This is a genomic window from Streptomyces sp. NPDC004732 (assembly GCF_040609235.1).
Taxonomy (GTDB): domain Bacteria; phylum Actinomycetota; class Actinomycetes; order Streptomycetales; family Streptomycetaceae; genus Streptomyces.
The window spans coordinates 307,054-327,908 of sequence record NZ_JBEXJR010000005.1; the positions used below are offsets into that span (position 1 = coordinate 307,054).

Annotated in this window: 12 protein-coding genes and 2 pseudogenes; 7 read left to right on the top strand and 7 right to left on the bottom strand. The window is 72.4% G+C overall.

Features of this window, described 5'->3' with window-relative positions; genetic code table 11:
- Positions 1–34: 34 nt before the first annotated feature.
- Positions 35–955, top strand: a complete 921-nt coding sequence (locus ABZV77_RS16905) for a MerR family transcriptional regulator (RefSeq protein WP_356257624.1) — start codon at positions 35–37, stop codon at positions 953–955.
- A gap of 12 nt (positions 956–967) precedes the next feature.
- On the opposite strand, the pseudogene ABZV77_RS16910 reads toward ABZV77_RS16905, so the two are convergent.
- Positions 968–1,888 (bottom strand): annotated as a pseudogene (locus tag ABZV77_RS16910) (glycoside hydrolase family 16 protein); the annotation flags it as partial.
- 176 nt (positions 1,889–2,064) lie between these two features.
- Between ABZV77_RS16910 and ABZV77_RS16915 the strand changes: the two are divergent.
- The 4 genes from ABZV77_RS16915 to ABZV77_RS16930 all read left to right on the top strand — a co-directional run bounded on the left by ABZV77_RS16915 (position 2,065) and on the right by ABZV77_RS16930 (position 5,954).
- Positions 2,065–2,682, top strand: coding sequence for a DsbA family protein (locus ABZV77_RS16915; protein ID WP_356256723.1), 618 nt, complete (start codon positions 2,065–2,067; stop codon positions 2,680–2,682).
- Positions 2,683–2,794: 112 nt separating this feature from the next.
- Positions 2,795–3,187, top strand: coding sequence for a MerR family transcriptional regulator (locus ABZV77_RS16920; protein WP_356256726.1), 393 nt, complete (start codon positions 2,795–2,797; stop codon positions 3,185–3,187).
- Positions 3,184–3,534 carry a thioredoxin gene (gene trxA / locus ABZV77_RS16925; protein WP_356256729.1) on the top strand — a complete coding sequence of 117 codons (351 nt, stop codon included), beginning with the start codon at positions 3,184–3,186 and terminating at the stop codon, positions 3,532–3,534. Before ABZV77_RS16920 ends, trxA begins: the two co-directional genes overlap by 4 nt.
- Positions 3,535–3,698: 164 nt before the next feature.
- Entirely contained in the window at positions 3,699–5,954 is a 2,256-nt protein-coding gene (locus ABZV77_RS16930; protein ID WP_356256732.1) for a helicase, read from the top strand.
- Here the strand turns inward: ABZV77_RS16930 and glgB are convergent.
- From glgB to ABZV77_RS16950, 4 genes are all read right to left on the bottom strand, one after another.
- A complete protein-coding gene (gene glgB / locus ABZV77_RS16935) occupies positions 5,929–8,361 on the bottom strand; it encodes a 1,4-alpha-glucan branching enzyme (protein WP_356256735.1) in 2,433 nt (810 codons plus the stop codon). The two genes, ABZV77_RS16930 and glgB, sit on opposite strands and share 26 nt — an antisense overlap.
- 26 nt (positions 8,362–8,387) lie before the next feature.
- A complete protein-coding gene (locus ABZV77_RS16940; protein WP_356256738.1) occupies positions 8,388–9,824 on the bottom strand; it encodes a maltokinase in 1,437 nt (478 codons plus the stop codon).
- Positions 9,825–9,964: 140 nt separating this feature from the next.
- Positions 9,965–11,692 (bottom strand): maltose alpha-D-glucosyltransferase, encoded by a 1,728-nt coding sequence (gene treS, locus ABZV77_RS16945; RefSeq protein ID WP_356256741.1) that lies wholly within the window; start codon positions 11,690–11,692, stop codon positions 9,965–9,967.
- Positions 11,689–13,725: an alpha-1,4-glucan--maltose-1-phosphate maltosyltransferase gene (locus tag ABZV77_RS16950; RefSeq protein ID WP_356256744.1), complete on the bottom strand. Its 2,037-nt coding sequence runs from the start codon at positions 13,723–13,725 to the stop codon at positions 11,689–11,691. The genes treS and ABZV77_RS16950 overlap by 4 nt, the downstream gene beginning before the upstream one ends.
- Positions 13,726–14,037: 312 nt before the next feature.
- Here ABZV77_RS16950 and ABZV77_RS16955 point away from each other — a divergent pair.
- Positions 14,038–14,205 (top strand): annotated as a pseudogene (locus ABZV77_RS16955) (nuclear transport factor 2 family protein); the annotation flags it as partial.
- 54 nt (positions 14,206–14,259) lie between these two features.
- On the opposite strand, the gene ABZV77_RS16960 reads toward ABZV77_RS16955, so the two are convergent.
- Positions 14,260–16,587 (bottom strand): protein kinase, encoded by a 2,328-nt coding sequence (locus ABZV77_RS16960; protein ID WP_356256746.1) that lies wholly within the window; start codon positions 16,585–16,587, stop codon positions 14,260–14,262.
- A 114-nt stretch (positions 16,588–16,701) separates the two neighbouring features.
- Complete coding sequence (locus tag ABZV77_RS16965) at positions 16,702–19,383, bottom strand: serine/threonine-protein kinase (RefSeq protein ID WP_356256749.1); 2,682 nt, start codon at positions 19,381–19,383, stop codon at positions 16,702–16,704.
- Between the two features lie 158 nt (positions 19,384–19,541).
- Here ABZV77_RS16965 and ABZV77_RS16970 point away from each other — a divergent pair, with 158 nt between their 5' ends.
- On the top strand, positions 19,542–20,843 hold the full coding sequence (locus tag ABZV77_RS16970) for a carboxylesterase family protein (protein ID WP_356256752.1): 1,302 nt from the start codon (positions 19,542–19,544) through the stop codon (positions 20,841–20,843).
- The last annotated feature ends 12 nt before the right edge of the window (positions 20,844–20,855 follow it).

Below are 20,855 nucleotides of genomic sequence, written 5' to 3' on the forward strand. Positions count from 1 at the left end.
CCTGAGGGAGGTTCAAGTGGTGTCGCCCGACGGCATGTGGAGCATCGGACAGCTCGCCGAACGGGCGGGCGTCACGGTCAAGACCGTCCGCTTCTACTCCGACCGCGGCCTGCTGCCCGAAGCCGCCCGCAGCGGAGGCGGCCACCGCCGCTACGGCCCCGAGGCCCTGGACCGGCTCCGCCTCATCCGCTCCCTGCGCACGCTCGATCTCCCCGTGCCCGACGTGAGCCGCGTCCTGGACCAGGAGGACGCGCTGGAGGACGTCATCGCGGGCCAGCTGAAGGAGGTCGGCTCGCGGCTGGCCGCGCTGCGCTGGCGGGAGGCGGCGCTGCAGCTCCTCACCGACTGCACGGTCGAGGAGCGCGCGGAGAGGCTGCGCCTCGTGGGGGGCCTGTCCACGCCGCCGGGGACCGCCGCGCTCGCCCGGTTCTGGCGGTGCTGGCTGCCCGCGCGGCTGCCGTCCCGGGTGGTCGCGGCCGTCGTCGACCGGGCCGTACCGGCACCGCCCGACGCCCCGGCCCCGTCCCAAGTCCTCGCCTTCGCCCGGCTGCAGGACTTCGTCACCGCTCCCTGCTTCGTCTCAGGACCCCGCGCGGGCACGGACTACGGCCAGCCCGAAGTGCACATGTCCGGCAAGGGGTACCGCCCCGCCGTGCTCTACGAAGGACTCCCCGAGGCCTTCGAACTGGCCGCGGCGGAGCTGCGGGCGGACCGGGCCCCGCACCGGGGCGAGGCCCTCGACTGCTTCGTGGCGGTCCACGCCGCGGCACTCAACCGCCGCGACACCGCCGACTTCCGCCGCACCCTGCACCGGATGCTCGCCGCGGAGCCCCGCATCGACCGCTACTGGCACCTCGCGGCCGAGGTGACGACCCCACCGCAGGCACTCCCGGACCCGACCCCGGGCCTCGCGGACAACTGGCTCCGCGAGGCCCTGGGCACCACGCCCGCTTAGACCGTCCTACGGCCGCGTCCACACCGCCACGTAGTCGACCGCCATCGCGTGGCCGGGCCGGGTCGCCGCCGTCGGGGTCGCGTGGCCCGCGACGCCGTCCGGGAAGCCGCCGCCCATCGCCACGTTCAGCAGGATGAAGTAGCCCTGGTGCGAGGTCATGTCGTCCCACGTCCGCTGGGAGAAGCGGTCCTGGCTCAGGGTGTGGAACTGCTCCCCGTCGACGTACCAGCGCAGCTGGTTGGGGGTCACCGAGCGGTCCCACTCGAAGCGGTACGTGTGGAATGCCGACTGGCAGGCGTCGCCGGGGCAGGCGCGGCTCGCGCCGAGGCCCTGGGTCTCGTTGCAGTCGCCGCCCGGGTTCACGCCGCAGTGCAGCACGCCCCAGACCGAGTTGATGCCGTTCACGTTCTCCATGACGTCGAACTCGCCTATGGAGGGCCAGTTCTGGTAGTTGCCCCGGTAGGGGGAGCCGAGGGCCCAGAACGCGGGCCAGTAGCCGAGCGCCGAGTCACCCGAGACGTCCGGCATCTGGACGCGCCCCTCGATGGCCAGCGTGCCGCCCTCCGGTGCCTTGAAGTCGCTGCGCTTCGTCTCGATCCGCGCCGAAGTCCACTTGCCCGACGCGTCCTTGCGCGGCGTGATCCGCAGGTTGCCCGACCCGTCGACGCTCAGGTTGTCCGGGGAGTCCGTGTACTCCTGGATCTCTCCCGTGCCCCAGTTGCCAGGACCGCCGGGGTAGCCGTGGCCGAGGTCGACCTGCCAGTTCTCGGCGGAGGGGGCGCTGCCCGCGGCGCCGTTGAAGTCGTCGCTCCACTTCAGCGACCAGCCGGGCGCGGGCGGTGGCACGTCGCCGCGTGCCGTGCCGGGCAGCATCAGCGTCCCGAGCAGGCCGACGGCCGCAAGAGCGGCGAGGAGCGGGGTCCTGCGCCTCATGCGGGGCGTACGGGGCGTGGGGTGGGTGTGGACTGTGCTCATCAGGCACCTCCGTGGGGGGTGGGAGTGTCGCGGTGAGAGCGCTCTCAGAAAGGTGTTGCTGGTTTTGTAGTTGTGGTCGAGCGGGGCGTCAATGGCTGTGCTGCGTCAACTTTCCGAAGGCGTACGGTAGTTGCGTGACTGCCACCCCCACCTCAGACAGCCGCGTCGACTTCTGGTTCGACCCCGTGTGCCCGTACACCTGGATCACCTCGCGCTGGCTGCGGGAGGTGGAACGCGTGCGGGACGTGGACGTCCAGTGGCGGGTGATGAGCCTGGCCGTGCTCAATGAAGAACTCGCCGTCGATCCGGAGGACCCGGAGGGGCTCTATGGGGAGTACATGAAGGCGCCCGGACGGATCTGCGCGGCCGTCCGTGAGCGGTTCGGGAACGCGGCGCTCGGCCGGTACTTCGACGCGCTCGGCGCGCGGATCCACGGACAGCAGGACTGGGCGGGCACGGCCGCCGCGCTCGCCGACGCGGGACTCCCCGCGGACCTCGGCGACGTGGCGATGACCACGGAGTACGACGCCGCGGTGCGCTCCTCCCACGAGGCCGCCGTGGCACTGGTGGGCCACGACGTCGGCACCCCCGTGCTCTCCGTGGCGGGCGCGGGCGCGCTGTTCGGCCCCGTCGTCTCCCCGGCGCCCAGGGGTGAGCGGGCCGGGCGGCTGTGGGACGGCGTGGTGCTGATGGCCGGGGTGGAGGGCTTCCACGAGTTCAGGCGGGCGTACGGGGAGCTGGACTTCGACTGACCCCTCCCAGCCCTCTCGACCCTCTGAGCCCTCTCGACCCGCTGAGTCCTCTGGGCCCTCGCCGGAAGAAACCTCTGGCCTTGACGCCCACGTCAAGGATTACCTTCGAGGCATGCGAATCGGCGAGCTCGCGGCGCGCGCGGGGACGACCACGCGGACGCTGCGCTACTACGAGTCCCGCGGGCTGCTCCCCGCGCGGCGGTCCGGCAACGGCTACCGCACGTACGACGAGGACGACGTGCGGCTCCTGGAGCAGATCAGGACCCTGCAGGACTTCGGGTTCGATCTGGAGGAGACCAGGCCCTTCGTGGAGTGTCTGCGCTCCGGCCATCCGGAGGGTGACTCCTGCCCCGCGTCGCTCGCCGTCTACCGCCGCAAGCTCACCGAACTCGACGCGCTGATCGGCGAGTTGGCGGCGGTGCGCGACCAGGTCGGGGCGCAGCTCGTGCGCGCCGAGGCGGCACTCGACGGCAGCCCCGAGCCGCGGTGCGAACTGACGGGATGAGGAGTGTGACGGCAGTGAAGGCAGCAGGCGTGGCCGAGGTGACGGACGCGGATTTCGAGGGGGAGGTGCTGCGGGAGGCGGACCGCCCCGTGCTCGTGGAGTTCACGGCGGACTGGTGCGGGCCGTGCCGCCAGCTGGCGCCGGTGCTCAGCGAGCTGGCGCGCGAGGAGGCGGAGCGCATCAAGATCGTGCAGCTGGACGTGGACCGCAGTCCGGAGACGGCGATCGCCTACAAGGTGCTCTCGGCGCCGACCATGATCGTGTTCCGTGGCGGTGAGCCCGTCCTGCAGATGGTGGGCGCGCGGGCCAAGCGGAAGCTGCTCACGGAGCTGGCCGACGTGATCTGAGCCCCGACTTCGACCCCGACTTCGAAAAGAAATCGCCCCGGACGAATTGACGTCCGGGGCGATTCTCTGCGTATATTGGATTCTTTCGCGAAGCTCTGCGCATTTGTACAGCTCGGCTTACGTGAGAAGTTCAATAAGAGCACTGTAACTGGCGAGGGGCTGAATTGTCAACCGAGGAATTGCGTGAAGAGCAGCAATTCGTCTCCGGGCTGTACGCACGCCTGGACGCGCTGCGCGAGGAGGCCGAGTCCGCCGTGCAGGCGTCGTTGTCGCAGGTGGGCAACGGTCTCCAGGCGCGCCTGGAGCGTGATGTCCTGGTGGCGGAGCGGTCCGGGCTGCTCGCCGCCTTCGACGCGGGGGAGAACGGACTGTGTTTCGGGAGGCTCGAATTCCGCGACGGCCGTGATCACCACATCGGGCGCATCGGAATCCGTGCATCCGACATCGAGCGCACCCCACTCGTGATCGATTGGCGTGCCGATGTCGCGCGCCCCTTCTATCTCGCGACGGGTCACACCCCGATGGGCCTGCGCAGGCGCCGGCACATCACCACCGAGGGCCGCGAGGTCACCGGCCTGCACGACGAGCTCCTCGACCTGAGCGACACGACCCGCACCGGCCACGAGGGCAGCGACGCCGACGAGGTGCTGCTCGCCGCGCTCGACTCGGCCCGCACCGGCCGCATGCACGACATCGTGCAGACCATCCAGGCCGAGCAGGACCGCATCATCCGCGCCCCGCACCGCGGCGTCCTCGTCGTCGAGGGCGGCCCGGGGACGGGCAAGACCGTCGTGGCCCTGCACCGGGCCGCGTTCCTCCTCTACGCCCACCGCGAGCTGCTCGCCAAGCGCGCGGTCCTGATCGTCGGCCCGAACCCGGCCTTCCTCGGCTACATCGGCGAGGTCCTGCCCGCCCTCGGCGAGACGGGCGTGCTCCTCGCCACGGTCGGCGAGCTCTTCCCCGGCGTTGAGGCGACCGGCACGGACAGCCCCGAGGCGGCCGAGGTGAAGGGCCGCGCGGAGATGGCGGACGTGCTCGCCGCGGCCGTGCGCGACCGGCAGCGCACCCCCGAGCCGGGCGAGCCGATCGTCATCGCGCACGACGACGGCGACCTGATCCTGGACTGGACGATCGCCGACCAGGCACGCGAGGCGGCCCGCGCGGCGGACGTCCCGCACAACCTCGGCCGCCCGCACTTCGCCTTCCGCATCATCGACGAGCTGACCGCACAGCTCGCCGAGCGCATCGGCCACGATCCGTACGGCGGGCCGAACTTCCTGGGCCCCGACGACATCGCCCAGCTCGGCAAGGGCGTCGCGGCCAGCGCCGAGGTGCACGCCGCCATCGAGGAGCTGTGGCCGACGCTCACCCCGCAGCGCTTCGTCGCCGACTTCCTGGAGGAGCCGACGGGCCTGTCCGAGCGGGACGCCGAGGTCGTCCGCAGGCCCTACGACGCGCCCTGGACCGCCGCCGACGTCGCGCTGCTCGACGAGGCAGCCGAACTCCTCGGCCACGACGACAGCGCGGCGCGGGCCGCGTCCGAGGCGGAGCGGGCGAAGCAGATCGCCTATGCGCAGGGCGTGCTCGACGTCTCGCGCGCCTCCCGGACGTACGAGTTCGAGGACAAGGACGAGGACGACGCCGAGGTCCTGCTCGCGCACAACATCATCGACGCGGAGCGGATGGCCGAGCGCCAGGAGGAGGCCGACCACCGCAGCGCCGCGGAGCGCGCGGCCGCCGACCGCACCTGGGCGTTCGGGCACATCATCGTCGACGAGGCGCAGGAGCTCTCCGCGATGGCCTGGCGGCTGCTCATGCGGCGCTGCCCGACCCGCTCCATGACGCTCGTCGGCGACCCGGCGCAGACCGCAGAGGCGGGCGGCTGCGGCTCGTGGGACAGCATCCTCGCCCCGTACGTCGAGGACCGCTGGGAGTACACGCGGCTCGGCGTCAACTACCGCACCCCCGTGGAGATCATGGAGGTGGCGGCCGAGGTGCCGCGCCTGGAGCAGCCCGACTTCATGCCGCCGAGTTCGGTGCGCTCCACGGGCGTACGTCCCTGGGCGCGCCGCACGGACGACCTCGCCGCAGCCGTGGCCGCCGCGGTGGCCGCCGAGGCGCGGGACGAGGGCCGTCTCGCGGTGATCGCCCCCCGCGGGCTCCACGCGGAGCTCGCCGCACAGCTGCCCGGTGTGACGGCCGGGCAGGCCCCGGACCTGACGCGGGCGGTCGTCCTGATCGACCCGCGTCAGGCGAAGGGTCTGGAGTTCGACACGGTCCTGGTCGTGGAGCCCGCGCAGTACGGGACGAGCGATCTCTACGTGGCGCTCACCCGGGCCACCCAGCGGCTCGGTGTCCTGTACGCGGAGGAGCTGCCGGTGGCGCTGAAGGACCTCACGCCGGACGCAGCCACACCGTAGCCAGCGGCGGCAGGGTCAGGCGCAGGGACGCGGGACGGCCGTGCGACGCCACCGGCTCCGGCTTCAGCGGGTCGGGGTTGGTGACGTCGCCGCCGCCGTAGCGCGCCTCGTCCGTGTTGAGGACCTCCTGCCACGCGGCGAACTCGTCCGGCACGCCCAGGCGGTAGCCGTGCCGGACGACCGGGGAGAAGTGGGAGACGGCGAGCAGCGGACGCCCGTCGGAACCCGCGGTGTTCTGCGCGGGGCACCGGAGGAAGGCGAAGACGTTGTCCTCCGCGGCGTCGCCGTCCACCCAGGCGAAGCCCCCGGGGTCCGTGTCGCGCTGCCACAGGGCGCCCTCGCGGCGGTAGACGGTGTTCAGCTCGCGGACGAGGTCCCGCACGCCCCGGTGGTCGGGCTCCGCGCCGTACGCCGGATCGAGCAGCCACCAGTCCGGGCCGTGCCCCTCCGACCACTCGGCGCCCTGCGCGAACTCCTGCCCCATGAAGAGGAGTTGCTTGCCGGGGTGGGCCCACATGAAGCCGAGGTACGCGCGCTCGTTGGCGCGTTGCTGCCACCAGTCGCCCGGCATCTTCGACACCAGCGACTGCTTGCCGTGGACGACCTCGTCGTGCGAGATCGGCAGGACGTAGTTCTCGCTGTACGCGTACACCATCGAGAACGTCATCTCGTTGTGGTGGTACTTGCGGTGCACCGGCTCCTTGGCGACGTAGTCGAGCGAGTCGTGCATCCAGCCCATGTTCCACTTCAGCCCGAACCCGAGGCCGCCGAAGCCGCCCGGGCCCTGGTGGTGCGTGGCCCGGGTGACGCCGTCCCAGGCCGTGGACTCCTCGGCGATGGTGACGACACCGGGGGAGCGGCGGTAGACGGTGGCGTTCATCTCCTGGAGGAAGGAGACGGCGTCGAGGTTCTCGCGGCCGCCGTGCGCGTTGGGCGTCCACTCGCCGTCCTCGCGCGAGTAGTCGAGGTAGAGCATGGAGGCCACGGCGTCGACGCGCAGCCCGTCTATGTGGAACTCCTCGCACCAGTAACTGGCGTTGGCGACGAGGAAGTTGCGCACTTCCTTGCGGCCGTAGTCGAACTCAAGGGTGCCCCAGTCGGGGTGCGCCGACCGGGCCGGGTCCTCGTGCTCGTACAGGGTCCTGCCGTCGAACTCGGCGAGCGCCCAGTCGTCGCGCGGGAAGTGCGCGGGCACCCAGTCCATCAGGACGCCGATCCCGGCCCGGTGCAGCGCGTCGACGAGGAACTTGAAGTCGTCGGGCGTGCCGAGGCGGGCGGTCGGCGCGTAGAAGCCGGTGACCTGATAGCCCCAGGACCCGCCGAAGGGGTGCTCGGCGACGGGCATCAGCTCGACGTGCGTGAACCCCAGGTCCGAGACGTACGCGGGCAGCTGCTCGGCGAGCTGGCGGTACGTCAGACCAGGCCGCCAGGAAGCGAGATGCACCTCGTAGACCGAGAAGGGCGCCTGGTGCACGGGCAGGTCCCCGCGCCTCGCGAGCCACTCCCGGTCGTGCCATTCGTGGTGCGACTCGTGCACGACCGAGGAGTTGGCGGGCGGCGCCTCCGTGCGGCGCGCCAGCGGGTCGGCGCGCTGGGTCGTCGAGCCGTCGGGCCGGGTGATCTCGAACTTGTACAGCTCGCCCTCGCCGACGGACGGCACGAACAGCTCCCACACGCCGCTGCCGCCGAGCGAGCGCATCGGGAATCCGGTGCCGTCCCAGAAGTTGAAGCCCCCGACGACCCGCACCCCCTGGGCGTTGGGCGCCCACACCGTGAACCGGGTGCCGGTGGCGCCCCGGTGGGTCATGGGCCGGGCACCGAGCGCCTTCCACAGCTCTTCGTGCCTGCCCTCGCCGATCAGATGCAGGTCGAACTCGCCGAGCGAGGGCAGGAAGGAGTACGCGTCGTGGATCTCCAGCTCCGCCTCCTCGTACGTGACGTGCAGTCGGTAGTCCGCGGGCACGGCCCGCAGCGGGAGGACTGCGGAGAAGAAGCCGTCGCCGTCGTCGCGCAGCTCGGCGCGGAGCCCGTCGGCGACGACGGCGACCGCCTTCGCGTACGGGCGCAGGGCCCGGAAGGCCGTGCCGCCGGGCACGGAGTGGGCGCCCAGGACGCCGTGCGGGTCGTGGTGGGTGCCGCTCAGGAGCCGGGCGCGGTCGCCTTCGCCGACGGGGGATTCGGTGACGGGTGGCTCGGTGCTGGGCGGCGCGGTGACGGGAGGTGCGGTGGCGGAAGGTGCGGTGACGGGCGCCGGTGCTTTCGCCGCCGCCTTCTTCGCGCTCCTTGCGCGCTTCGCGGGCTTCGCCGCCTTCGGGCTCTTCCCGCTCGCCGCACCCGGTCCGGCCGGGGTGGCCGGTGGAGTGGGGGCGGCGGATTCGTCGGACGGTTTGCGGGGGCGCGGGGTCACTGGGGAGGCCTCCTCCGGAGGAATGGTCAGTGGGCTTCGTCGGCGGGGCCGTCCCCGGCGAGACGGCGGACCGCCGCCAGCGGTACCGGCAGCCAGTCGGGGCGGTGGCGGGCCTCGTACAGGACTTCGTAGACCGCCTTGTCGGTCTCGTGGGCGCGCAGCAGCACGGGGTCGGTGCGCGGGTCGCTGCCCGCCACCTCCGCGTATCCCGAGCAGAACGCGGCCCGGCACTCCTCGGCCCACCCGGGCGACCAGGTGCCGTGGGACGCCGCGTAGTCGAAGGAGCGCAGCATGGCCGCCACGTCGCGGGCCGGGGGCTGGGGCAGCCTGCGTTCGGCGAGCGGCCGTGCGGGTTCGCCCTCGAAGTCTATGAGCGACCACTCGCCGTCCGGGGAGCGCAGACACTGCCCGAGGTGCAGGTCGCCGTGGACGCGCTGGGCCGTCCACGCCTGTCCCTCGCCGCCCAGGTCGGCCAGCGCCTCGAAGGCGGTGAGCAGCCCGGGGGCGTAGGGCCGCAGCGCGGGGACCGACTGCGCCGCCGCGGCGAGGCGCTCCGCCATGGCGTCGGCGACCAGCTCCACCTGTGCCCGGCCCAGCGTGACGGTCGGCAGCGCGGCCGCGAGGGCGGCGTGCACCTCGGCGGTGGCGCGGCCGAGCGCCCGCGCCTCACGGGTGAAGGACTCGCCCTTGTCGCGCATCCGCAGGGCGAGCTCCCAGCCGTCGTCGGCCCCGGCCAGATACGGCTGGAGCACCCCGAGGCTGCAGCTCTCCTCGGGCGCGGCCGGGCCGACCAGGTCGGCGAAGACCCACGCGGCGGGCGCGGGCACCCGTGCGCAGCCCTCCCGGGCGAGCTCCAGCGGCAGTTCGAGGTCGGGGTTGAGTCCCGGCACGACGCGGCGGAACAGCTTGAGGATGAACGTATCGCCGTACACGAGCGACGAGTTGGACTGTTCGCAGGTGAGCAGGCGCGGGGCGAGACCGGAGGGGATCTCGACGCCCATGTCGCGCTCGAAGCGGAGCACGCCGTGGCGTCCCGGCATCCGCAGCCGTTCCAGGAGCAGTCCGGCGAGCCGCGGGTCGTGCAGGGCGTCGTACACCGTGCTGCCCGCGAGCGGGCCTTCGACGACGTGGCCGATCAGGGCGGGGGCCAGGCGCGGCGGCAAGGTGCGGCGCACGCCGATCAGCAGCTGGTAGCAGTCGGTGAGGCGGTCGGCGGCGGTGCCGTCGAGCCCGGCGTCCTGCGAGACGGCCAGCGGGCGGCGCACCCGCAGGAGGAGGTGCAGCAGACCGGTCGGCGCACTGCGCGGCAGGATTTCGGTCGCAGCCACCGCCTCGAGGGCGCCGATGGGGCGGCCCTTTCCGGCGAACCACCGCTGCCTGGGCAGCCATTCGCGCAGCAGCGGATCGAGCGAGGCGAGCAGCGCCGTGGCGTGCGCACTGGGGTGGATGGCGGCTTCCGACATGGCGTCGCGTCCTTTCCGCGTCGCGGACAAGGCAGGGTGCGGGAGTGCCGGTGGTGCGAAATGGGGGTGCCGTTTGTTGCGTAGGAGTGCCCAGGGCGGGGCGGTGGAAACCGCCCCGCGAGGCGTCGCGCTGCCGGAGCCTACGCCGGTTCCGCGCGCAACCGGAACCAGTAGAACCCGTGTCCCGCGAGTGTCAGCAGGTACGGGAGCTCACCGATGGCCGGAAAGCGCACTCCGCCGATGAGCTCGACGGGATGGCGGCCTTCGAAGGCCTGGAGATCCAGCTCGGTGGGCTGGGCAAAACGCGAGAAGTTGTGCACGCACAGCACCAGATCGTCGCCGTCGTCCCCCTCGGCGCCGGTCGAAGGGGCTTCCCGCAGGAAGGCGAGAACTGCCGGGTTGGACGAGGGTAGTTCGGTGTACGAGCCGAGTCCGAACGCCGGGTTCTGTTTACGGATCTCGATCATGCGCCGGGTCCAGTGGAGCAGGGAGGAGGGGGAGGACATGGAGGCTTCGACGTTGGTGACCTGGTAGCCGTAGACCGGGTCCATGATCGTGGGGAGGTAGAGGCGGCCGGGGTCGCTGGAGGAGAAGCCCGCGTTGCGGTCGGGGGTCCACTGCATGGGGGTGCGGACGGCGTCGCGGTCGCCGAGCCAGATGTTGTCGCCCATGCCGATCTCGTCGCCGTAATAGAGGATCGGCGAGCCGGGCAGGGAGAGCAGCAGGGCGGTGAAGAGCTCGATCTGGTTGCGGTCGTTGTCCAGGAGGGGGGCCAGGCGGCGGCGGATGCCGATGTTGGCGCGCATGCGGGGGTCTTTGGCATATTCCGCGTACATGTAGTCGCGTTCTTCGTCGGTGACCATTTCGAGGGTGAGCTCGTCGTGGTTCCGCAGGAAGATGCCCCATTGGCAGCCGGACGGGATGGCGGGGGTCTTTGCGAGGATTTCGGAGACGGGGTAGCGGGATTCGCGGCGGACGGCCATGAAGATGCGGGGCATGACGGGGAAGTGGAAGGCCATGTGGCATTCGTCGCCGCCGTTTTGGAAGTCGCCGAAGTAGTCGACGACGTCCTCGGGCCATTGGTTGGCCTCGGCGAGGAGGACGGTGTCGGGGTAGTGGGCGTCGATTTCGGCGCGGACGCGTTGCAGGAAGGCGTGGGAGCGGGGGAGGTTCTCGCAGTTGGTGTTCTCTTCGGCGAAGAGGTAGGGGACGGCGTCGAGCCGGAAGCCGTCGATGCCGAGGTCGAGCCAGAAGCGCAGGGCGGAGATGATTTCTTCCTGGACCGCGGGGTTCTCGTAGTTGAGGTCGGGTTGGTGGGAGAAGAAGCGGTGCCAGAAGTACTGCTTGCGGACGGGGTCGAAGGTCCAGTTGGAGGCTTCGGTGTCGACGAAGATGATGCGGGCGTCCTGGTACTGCTTGTCGTCGTCCGCCCAGACGTAGTAGTCGCCGTAAGGGCCTTCGGGGTCGGTGCGCGATGCCTGGAACCACGGGTGCTGGTCGCTGGTGTGGTTCATGACGAAGTCGATGATGACGCGCATGCCGCGTTGGTGGGTGGAGTCGACGAATTCGACGAAGTCGGCGAGGTCGCCGAATTCGGGGAGGACGGCGGTGTAGTCGGAGACGTCGTAGCCGCCGTCGCGCAGGGGGGACTGGAAGAAGGGGGGCAGCCAGAGGCAGTCGACGCCGAGCCATTGGAGGTAGTCGAGCTTGGCGGTGATGCCCTTGAGGTCGCCGATGCCGTCGCCGTTGCTGTCCTGGAAGGAACGGACCAGGACTTCGTAGAAGACGGCGCGCTTGAACCATTCGGGGTCGCGGTCCTTGGCGGGTGTGTCCTCGAAGGTGTCCTGGACGGGCTCATTGACGATCATGGTGTGGATGACCCTCCGATCAACGGTGAGGACGGTCGCAGGACCGTGAGGATGTGCGCGGGGGCGCGGCCCGGTTCCAGACGCACGTAGTTGGCCCTGCCCCAGTGATAGGTCTCGCCGGTGAGCTCGTCGCGCACCGGCACGGACTCGTGCCAGTCCAGGCCGAGTTGCGGCATGTTCAACGAGACCGTGGCCTCCTGGGTGTGGTGAGGGTCGAGGTTGGCGACGACGAGAACAGTGTTCGAGCCGTGCTCGCCGACGGCCGTCTTCGAGTACGCGATCACCGCTTCCTGGTCCGTCTGGTGGAAGTGCAGGTCGCGCAGTTGCCGGAGCGCGGGGCTCGCGCGCCGGATGCGGTTGAGCGCGGTGATCAGCGGGGCGATCGTGTCGCCTCTTTGTGCGGCCGACGCCCAGTCGCGTGGCCGCAGTTGGTACTTCTCCGAATGCAGGTACTCCTCGCTCCCTCGCCGTACCGCGGTGTTCTCGCACAGCTCGAATCCGCTGTAGACGCCCCACGTCGGCGACAGCGTGGCGGCGAGCACGGCCCGCACCTCGAAGGCGGGGCGGCCGCCCTCCTGGAGGTAGGCGTGCAGGATGTCGGGGGTGTTCACGAAGAAGTTGGGGCGCAGGAAGTGCGCGGTGTCCCGCGACAACTCGGTGAGGTAGTCGGTGAGTTCGTCCTTCCCGTTCCGCCAGGTGAAGTACGTGTAGGACTGCTGGAAGCCGACGGCCGCGAGGGTCTGCATCATCGCGGGGCGGGTGAACGCCTCGGCGAGGAAGATGACGTCGGGGTCCGTGCCGTTGATGTCCGCGAGCACCCGCTCCCAGAAAACGACGGGCTTGGTGTGCGGATTGTCGACGCGGAAGACGCGTACGCCGTGCCCCATCCAGAAGCGCAGCAGCCGCACGGTCTCCGCGATCAGCCCCGGCAGGTCCTTGTCGAAGGCGAGCGGATAGATGTCCTGGTACTTCTTCGGCGGATTCTCCGCGTACGCGATGGTGCCGTCCGCCCGGTGGCGGAACCAGTCGGGGTGCTTCTCCACCCACGGGTGGTCCGGCGAGCACTGCAGCGCGAAGTCCAGGGCGACTTCGAGGCCGAGGTCGGCGGCGCGGCGCACGAACGCGTCGAAGTCGTCGAGCGTCCCGAGATCCGGGTGCACGGCGTCGTGACCGCCCTCCGGCGAACCGATCGCCCAGGGCACGCCGACGTCGTCAGGGCCCACCGAGAGGGAGTTGTCCGGCCCCTTGCGGAAGGTGGTGCCGATCGGGTGGATCGGCGGCAGATAGACGACGTCGAAGCCCATCTCGGCGATGGCGGGCAGCCGCGCGGCCGCGGTGCGGAAGGTCCCAGGAACGGGCGGCGCCCCTTGCTCGACGCGGGCGCCCTCCGACCGCGGGAAGAACTCGTACCAGGACCCGAAGAGCGCCCGGCGCCGCTCGACGAGGAGCGGCAACTCCTCGGAGGACGTGACGAGTTCACGCAGTGGATGACGGGCCAGCGTGTCCTGCACTTCCGGGGTGAGGGCGGCAGCAAGACGGGCCGCCGGTGAGCGGCCCGTATCGCGCAGTGCCCGGGCCGCGTCGAGGACGGCGGCCCGGTCGGTGCGGGGTATGCCGGTGGCGGCGCGTTCGTGGAGCCGGGCGCCCTCCTCCAGGACCAGATCGGTGTCGAGACCCGCGGGTATCTTGATCTGCGCGTGGTGGCGCCAGGTCGTGACCGGATCGCCCCACGCCTCCACGGCGTAGGTCCAGCGCCCTTCGGCGTCCGGCGTCACGTCGGCGCCCCACCGGTCGGTGCCCGGTGAGAGCTCCCGCATGGGGGTCCACGGTCCGGGGCGCCCCCCGGGGTCGCGCAGGACGACGTTGGCGGCGACCGCTTCGTGTCCCTCGCGGAAGACCGTGGCTGTGACCTGGAACGTCTCTCCCGGCACCGCCTTCGCCGGTTTTTGCCCGCCGTGGACGGCGGGCCGCACATCCAGGACGGGGATGGTGGGCTGCGAGGGCGAGCCCGGCGGGGTTGAGCCTAGAGGCATGTCTGACCGCTCCTGTCCGCTGCACGGATACGGGGGTGTGGAGGGTTCCGCGGTGCGTGCCGGCCTGTGGGCCGAATTGCCTACCGGAAGAGCCTTCCCACGCCCTTCGGGTGAGCAATCCGGCGCTTTGTTAACTACTAGTGCGTAAGGGCGCATGCAAGACCGGCCTCACCATGAATGGCAAGTGCGGACCGAATTCGCATATGCCGTATGGCTTGTTGAACCGTACGCATCCACCCTGAGGCATGCCGTACTGTGCCGTCGACCCACCGAGGCAGAGGTCCGAAAAGCGCCGGTGTGCGACGCGCCCGCGCGTCGTTCGCTCTGCTCGCGCCCTACTTCTCACCCGAGGTCGTCCTCCACCAGGCGGAGAACCTGCCGTACGGCGGCCAGTGGCGCGGCCACGACGGCATGGCGCGGTTCTTCCTCGCGATGAGCGAGGCGTGGGAGGCCTTCACCATCACGCGGCAGGAGTTCCTCGCGACGGGCCGTGAACTCGCCTTCCCCATCGGGTGAGCCGGGCTGTCGGTGCGGCTAAGGGGCGTAGCCGGAGAGGAATCTGCCGTCGTCCGTGGCGGTGAACAGGGCGCCGCCGACGTACAGCGGGGAGCGCAGGGACGGCGGGTCGTCGTACTCCGTCTGCCCGTCCGCCAGGGGGATGTCCTTCTTGCGGTAGGAGTTGACGTCGTCCCTGGTGGAGCGGCCCCACATCTCGTACAGCCCGACGGCGAGGACCCGGTGGCCCGTCAGGGCGAGGGACACGGTGTCCTGCGGGCCGCCGTACCGCCACAGGCGCTTGCCGGTGCGCCAGTCGAAGGCCGTCATGGTGTGGGTGACCGGGTCGTCGGGGTCGGGGCTCCCGGTGGCCACCACGAGGACGTCCGCGTCGCCCACGACCGGTGGCAGCGCGGGTTCGAGGCCGGGTGCCAGGGTGCGGCGCGTGGCGAGGGTTCCGGGATTCAGTTCGCGGACGCCAGGCGTGCCGTGGTCCCAGCACAGGATCGACCCGCGGTGGGCCAGGAGCCCGGAGCAGGACTGGCCGGGCGCGCGTCGGGTGACCTTGCCGTTCGCGGTGGAGAGGGCCAGGACGCCCTTGCCCTCGACGGCCGCGTACACCTTGCCGTCCTCGACGAGGAGCGAGGGCTGCACCTTGGTGGACAGTGGAGGCGACTTCCACAATTCGTGGCCGTCCTTCGCGCGGCGGGCGCGCACCTGCGCGTGACTCGGGCCCGTCGTCTCGTCCGCGAAGCCGAACTCGGCCGTGTAGACCACCCCGTTCGCGTACGTCAGAGCCATCACGACCGTGTCGGGCGCCGTCGGCTTGCGCCAGCGCTCGGCGCCCGAGGACAGGTCCACCGCGATCACGCCGCGTTCGCTCGGCACGTACACGCGCTTGCCGTCGCTCCCGGGCGGCAGTTCCTGGATGCCCTGGAGGCCGTCGGCCGTGACCGGGAAGCCGCGGGACGTCCAGTGGTGGGCGCCGGTCGCCGCGTCGAGGGCGGTGGCGGCGCCCTTGCCGTCCCGGCACACGAGCGTCGATGCGGCCAGCAGACAGCCGTTGCCCCGGTCGTCCAGGCCCTTCGGGCGCTGCACCGACCAGGGCTTCCAGCCCTTGGGCCGGGCGGACGCGGGCTTCTTCGCCGCGCCGAACTCACCGGAGTGGGCCCGGTTTCCGTACTCCGTGACGATGCGGGCGGTGGGGGCTGTGGGGTTGGCGGGGCTGGCGGGGGTGCGGCCGTCGGACGCCGACGCGCCCCCGCCGTCCTTCTCGCCGTCCCCGGGTATCAGCACCGCCGCCACGGTCACCGCGGCCGCCACCGCCGCGGCGGCGACGAACCACCATGCGCGGCGCCGGGGGGCCGGTGAGGCGGGTGGGGTCAATGGAGCCGGAGGAGCCGGAGGAGCCAGAGGGGGCGGAGAGGATGTGACCCCGGACGTCGTGGCCGCGTCCGCCAATGAGTGCCGGTCCGCCTCCCGTTCGCAGCGTGCCACCGCCTCCCGGTGCTCGGCGAAGAGCGAGAGCACCGGCGCGGGCCACGGCACGGCCGACCCGGCACCGTCCGTCAGGCGCTCGGCGAGCACCGCCGCGGTGGGCCGCTCGTCGGGCGCCGGGCGCAGACAGTCAGTGATCACTTCGCGCAGGCCGTCGGGGACCGCGGAGAGGTCCGCGTCGCCCTGCGCGATGCGGAAGATCACCGAGGCCAGTTCCTGGTCGTCGAAGGGACCGCGCCCCGTCGCCGCGAAGCAGAGCACCGCGCCCAGCGTGAAGACGTCCGACGCGGGCACCACCGCATGGCTGCCCTCCAGTTGCTCGGGCGCCATGAACCCGGGCGTGCCCACCACCATCCCGGCCGTCGTCAGCGCCGTCGCGTCGAAGGCCTGCGCGATGCCGAAGTCGATGAGGGTGGGGCCTTCGGGGGTGAGGAGTACGTTGCCGGGCTTGAGGTCACGGTGCAGGACCTCGGCCGCGTGCACGGCGGCCAGCGCGCGGGCGAGCCCGGCGCCCAGCGCGCGCACCGCCTCCGTCGGCAGCGGCCCGCAGCGGCGCACCGCGTCCGCGAGCGAGGGCCCGGCGACGTACTCGGTGGCCAGCCACGGCACCTCGGTGTCCGCGTCCCCGTCGAGCAGGGCCGCCGTGCCCTCGCCCGAGACCGCGCGCGCCGCCGCGATCTCCCGGCGGAACCGGATCCGGAACTCCCGGTCGATGTCCAGGTCCGGCCGGACGGTCTTGACCGCGACGAGCGGCGCGCCGGGCCGCGGCTCGCGGGCCAGGTAGACCTCGCCCATGCCGCCCGTGCCGATGAGGGCGAGCAGCCGGTACGGGCCGACCTGGCGCGGCGGACCGGGCAGGGGGTCGAGCACGAGTCCTCCAAGGGGGGCCCTGCGTAAGGAAGTTGAAGGCAGGGGGAGAGTCGGGACTGCGGTGGGGAAGAGTCGGGGACGGCGGTGGGGAAGAGCCCGGAACGGTCGTCTCGGTCAGGAAGGGAGCTGGACCGAGACGACCGTCCCCTGGTCGTACACGATCGTCGCGACCCCGCCCAGCGGCAGCACCGTCGGCGGCTTCGGCTGGTCGGCGATCACCGTGCCGTTGTCATCGGACGGCTTCGCGGCGCGGTTGCCGGGGGCGCCGGGGACCCGGACGGTGCGGACCTTGCCCCGCGCCGTCAACGGCACCGTCCGCAGCGTGGAGTTGTCGGCGGTCAGGGCGCGGCCGCCGATGACGAGGGCGCCGGAGGACACGGGGCGCTCGATGTCGTAGTCGACCACGGAGAGCGGCTCCCTGCGGGTGAGCCTGCCGTTCTTCGGGTCGGCCACGAGCAGCTTCCCGCCCGTCGTGTCGTAGGCGAGCGCCGCGCCGGGGGAGACCGCGCTCACCACGATGTCCTGGCCGGGGTGCCCGTCGGAGCCGACCGGCGGGGCCTTGAAGCCGAACTTGCCCTCGACGGCGAGCTTGCGGGCGTCCATACGGGTCACCCGGGTCTGCGGGTCGGCGGTCGGATCGTCGAGGTCACCGGCGGTGCCGAGCACATGGGTGCAGAGGATCTGGTCGTCGTCCGGGTCCGCGGTGGCGCGCGTGTCCGCCATGAGGGAGCGGCACTGGCCGTCGTCGAAGGTGCCGCCCACGCGGTCGCCCTTCTTCTCGTCGATCGCGACGACGCCGTCCCGGGAGTCGGCGTAGACCAGGCCGTCGTGGACGAGCGAGGCGGTGTAGTTGCCCTCCTCGGCCATGGAGAGGATCTTGTCGCTGAGTTCGTACGTCCACACGGGGTCGCCGCCACGCCGCACGGGGAACGCCTGGACCGTGGCGCCCGTCGGCCCGTCCGTGCCGTCCAGGGTGCCCTCGGAGGAGACGATCAGGTGGTCGTCGGTGAGCAGGGCGGACGTGGCCTTCTTCCCCGCCGGGGCACCGGCCGTCCACCGCACGTCGCCGCTCCGGGAGTCGCGGACCTGCACGCGCCCCTTGTACGCGATGACGGCCGTCCCGCCGCGCACCGCGGGAGCCTGTTCGTCACCCGGCATGAAGAACGCCCCGGACGGGCTGACGTAGGCCTCGCCGCCCACCCCGGCGTCCTCCGCCGAGCGGCCGTCCGAGGTCCACAGACGGTGTCCGTCGACGGCGCTGCGCGCCTCGTACGTGCCGTTCGTCAGCAGACACACGACCGCCTCGGTGTCGGCCGCGCAACTCATCGGCGCATGCCCGAACCTGGCCCGCCACGGCTTCCAGCCCTTGGGGCGCTGCGCCTCGTACTGCGGTACCTGGCCGCTGCGGTCGTCGGTGCCGCCCGCGTCGACCCCGGCGGTGGCGACCAGCCGGGCGGGGGAGACGGACGGCTTCGCGGCCCCGGGGGCCGCGGGCCCGCCCGTGGCGTCGCGGCCCGGCTTGCCGCCGCCCGCCTCGGAGCCGGAGCCGGAGCCGGAGCCGGAGTCCGACCCGGAGTCGGGGCCCAGCACGGCGAGCAGGCCGCCGACGACGGCGCCCGCCACGGCCACGGCGGCCACGGTCAGCACGGCGCCGCGACGGCCGATGCCGCGGCGGGGCGGCGCGACGGGCGCGGCCGAGCTCATGGTGGGGAGGCCGTGGGCGGGGAGGCCGGACGGTGCCGGGGTGGGCGCCGGGGCGTCGAGCGCCGTCGGGGTGCGCGTGGGGGTCTGCGTCGCCGGGTGCGCGGGGCCGGTCGGCATCGGGGGCAGGGGCAGCAGCGGGCGTCCCGAGGCGCACAACTGCGTGACGTCGCGCTGGATTTCGGCGATGAGGCCGAGGACGCTGCCCGGCCAGTGACCCCCGGATGCGCCACGGCCGCCGTCACCACTGTCACCGTCGCCCTGCAGCGCCGCCAGCCCCGCCGCCACCTCCTCGGGCCCCGGCCGCCCGCCCGGCTCACGCGACAAGCAGGCGGCAAGCAGCTCGCGCAGCTCCTCGGGGACACCCTCCAGCCGGGCCTCGGCCCGGGACACGCGGTACAGGACCGCCGCCACCGGACCTTCCCCGAACGGATCGTCGCCCGACGCCGCATAGGCGAGCACCGACGCCAGACAGAACACGTCGGAGGCGGCCACCACATGGCGCCCGCCCGCCACGTGCTCGGGGGACATGAAGCCGGGCGTGCCCACCAGCAGGCCCGTCGAGGTCATCGTGGTCGCGCCGAGCGCCCGCGCCACACCGAAGTCGATGAGCTTGGGTCCGTCCGCGCCGAGCAGGACGTTCGCGGGCTTGAGGTCGCGGTGCAGGGCTCCCGCGGCGTGCACGGCGGCCAGTGCGCGGGCCGTTCCCGCGCCGAGCGCCGCGACGGAGGCGACCGGCAGCGGGCCGTGCCGCCGCACCGCGTCGGCGAGGTTCGGCCCGGCGACGTACTCCGTGGCGAGCCAGGGCTGTCCGGCGTCCGCGTCGCCCGCGACGAGCCGGGCCACGAAGGGGCTGTCCACGGACTTCGCGACGGATATCTCGCGCCGGAACCGGGCGCGGAAGGCGGCGTCGCCCGCCAGGTCCTTGCGGATCGCCTTCACGGCGACGAGCGTGACCGGATCGTAGGGGCGGCCGGGCTCGTGCGGTCCGGGGGCGGCCAGGAAGACCTCGCCCATGCCGCCCGCGCCGAGCCGGGCCAGCGTCTCGTACGGCCCTGTCCGCGGCGGGGAGGAATCCCGCAGCTGCCCGATCATCCGTCCGCCCCCGTTGCCGCAGTTGGTGTAGTTGTCCTAGTTACTGACCGTCAAGTGCCGTGGCTGCACAGCAGGTTGCACGTTACAGCGAGTGCGGCGGGGTGGTCGGAGAGTCGCGGACGTTGCCCGGCAGGCCGAATGTGGTGTCGAGTGGTGTCATGGCCGACGCAGACCGTCCGCACCCGACCGTCACCACCGCCCATGGCCCCGTCCGCGGCGAACACCGCGCCACCGGGACCCGGTTCCTCGGCATCCCCTATGCCGCGCCGCCCGTCGGCCCGCTCCGGTTCGCGCCGCCCGTCCCGCCCGAGCCGTGGACCGCGCCGCTGGACGCCACCGCGTACGGGCCGACCGCGCAGCGCCGCGGCCTGGGCGACGGAGCCACGATTCCGGAGCACTCGGTCCCCGGCGACGGCATCCTCAACCTGAACGTCTTCACGCCCGCCCCGGACCAGGACGCGGCGCTCCCCGTCCTGTTCTGGATCCACGGCGGCGGCTACGTCGGAGGGTCGGCGGCGAGCCCCTGGTACGACGGGGCCGCGTTCAACCGGGACGGCGTCGTCCTCGTGTCGGTGGGCTACCGGCTCGGCATCGAGGGCTTCCTGCACCTGGCCGACGCCCTGGACAACCGCGGCGTACGCGACTGGATCGCCGCCCTGGAGTGGGTGCGGGACAACATCGCGGCGTTCGGCGGCGACCCGGCCAAGGTCACGGTCGCCGGGCAGTCGGCGGGCGGCGGCGCCGTCCAGGCGCTGCTCGCGACACCGGCCGCCCGCGGTCTCTTCCGGGCGGCGATATCCATGTCCGGCTCGCTGATCGAGCCGCAGGAGCACTGGGTCGGCCCGGCCGTGGCCGAGCTGTTCACACGGCGCACGGGGCTGCCCGCCACGGCAGCGGCGCTCCGCGACCTGCCGGACGAGCGCCTGCTGGAGCTCCAGGACGCACTGAGCGCGCCGGGACCAGGCCGCGAGCGGCTGCCCGGCCCGCTGCTCGGACCGGTCGCCGACGGGGAGCTGGTCCCGCGCCCCGTGCTCACGGAGCTCACCGAGGGCGACCTGGCGGCCGGGGTGCCGCTGCTCCTCGGGTACACCCGGCACGAGTTCCACGAGTTCGGCGGCCAGGAGCTGACCGACCTCGTCTTCCGGGGCCCCGCCCTCGCGGTGGCACGGGCGCGCGCCGCACGCGAACACCCCACATGGCTCTACGAGTTCGCCTGGCCCTCACCCGTGCCGGGGAGCCGCCAAGGGCTGGCCTTCCACTGCCTCGACCTGCCCTTCGTCTTCGACCTGCTCGACGCGGAAGGCGTCACCGCCGCCGCGGGAGACGCCCCGCCCCAGTCCCTGGCCGACGCGATGCACGCCGCCTGGGCCGCCTTCGTCCGCGATCTCGACCCGGGCGACACCTGGCCGCGCCACGCCCCTGCCGAGCCCGCGACCTTCGCGCCCGCCCACGCGCCGTAGTTGGCGGGGGGC

Coding starts and splice junctions, on each gene's coding strand:
- ABZV77_RS16905 (WP_356257624.1), top strand. CDS start 35: ATGTGGAGCATCGGACAGCTCGCCGAACGGGCGGGCGTCACGGTCAAG.
- ABZV77_RS16920 (WP_356256726.1), top strand. CDS start 2,795: ATGCGAATCGGCGAGCTCGCGGCGCGCGCGGGGACGACCACGCGGACG.
- trxA (WP_356256729.1), top strand. CDS start 3,184: ATGAGGAGTGTGACGGCAGTGAAGGCAGCAGGCGTGGCCGAGGTGACG.
- ABZV77_RS16940 (WP_356256738.1), bottom strand. CDS start 9,824: ATGTCGGAAGCCGCCATCCACCCCAGTGCGCACGCCACGGCGCTGCTC.
- treS (WP_356256741.1), bottom strand. CDS start 11,692: ATGATCGTCAATGAGCCCGTCCAGGACACCTTCGAGGACACACCCGCC.
- ABZV77_RS16950 (WP_356256744.1), bottom strand. CDS start 13,725: ATGCCTCTAGGCTCAACCCCGCCGGGCTCGCCCTCGCAGCCCACCATC.
- ABZV77_RS16965 (WP_356256749.1), bottom strand. CDS start 19,383: ATGATCGGGCAGCTGCGGGATTCCTCCCCGCCGCGGACAGGGCCGTAC.
- ABZV77_RS16970 (WP_356256752.1), top strand. CDS start 19,542: ATGGCCGACGCAGACCGTCCGCACCCGACCGTCACCACCGCCCATGGC.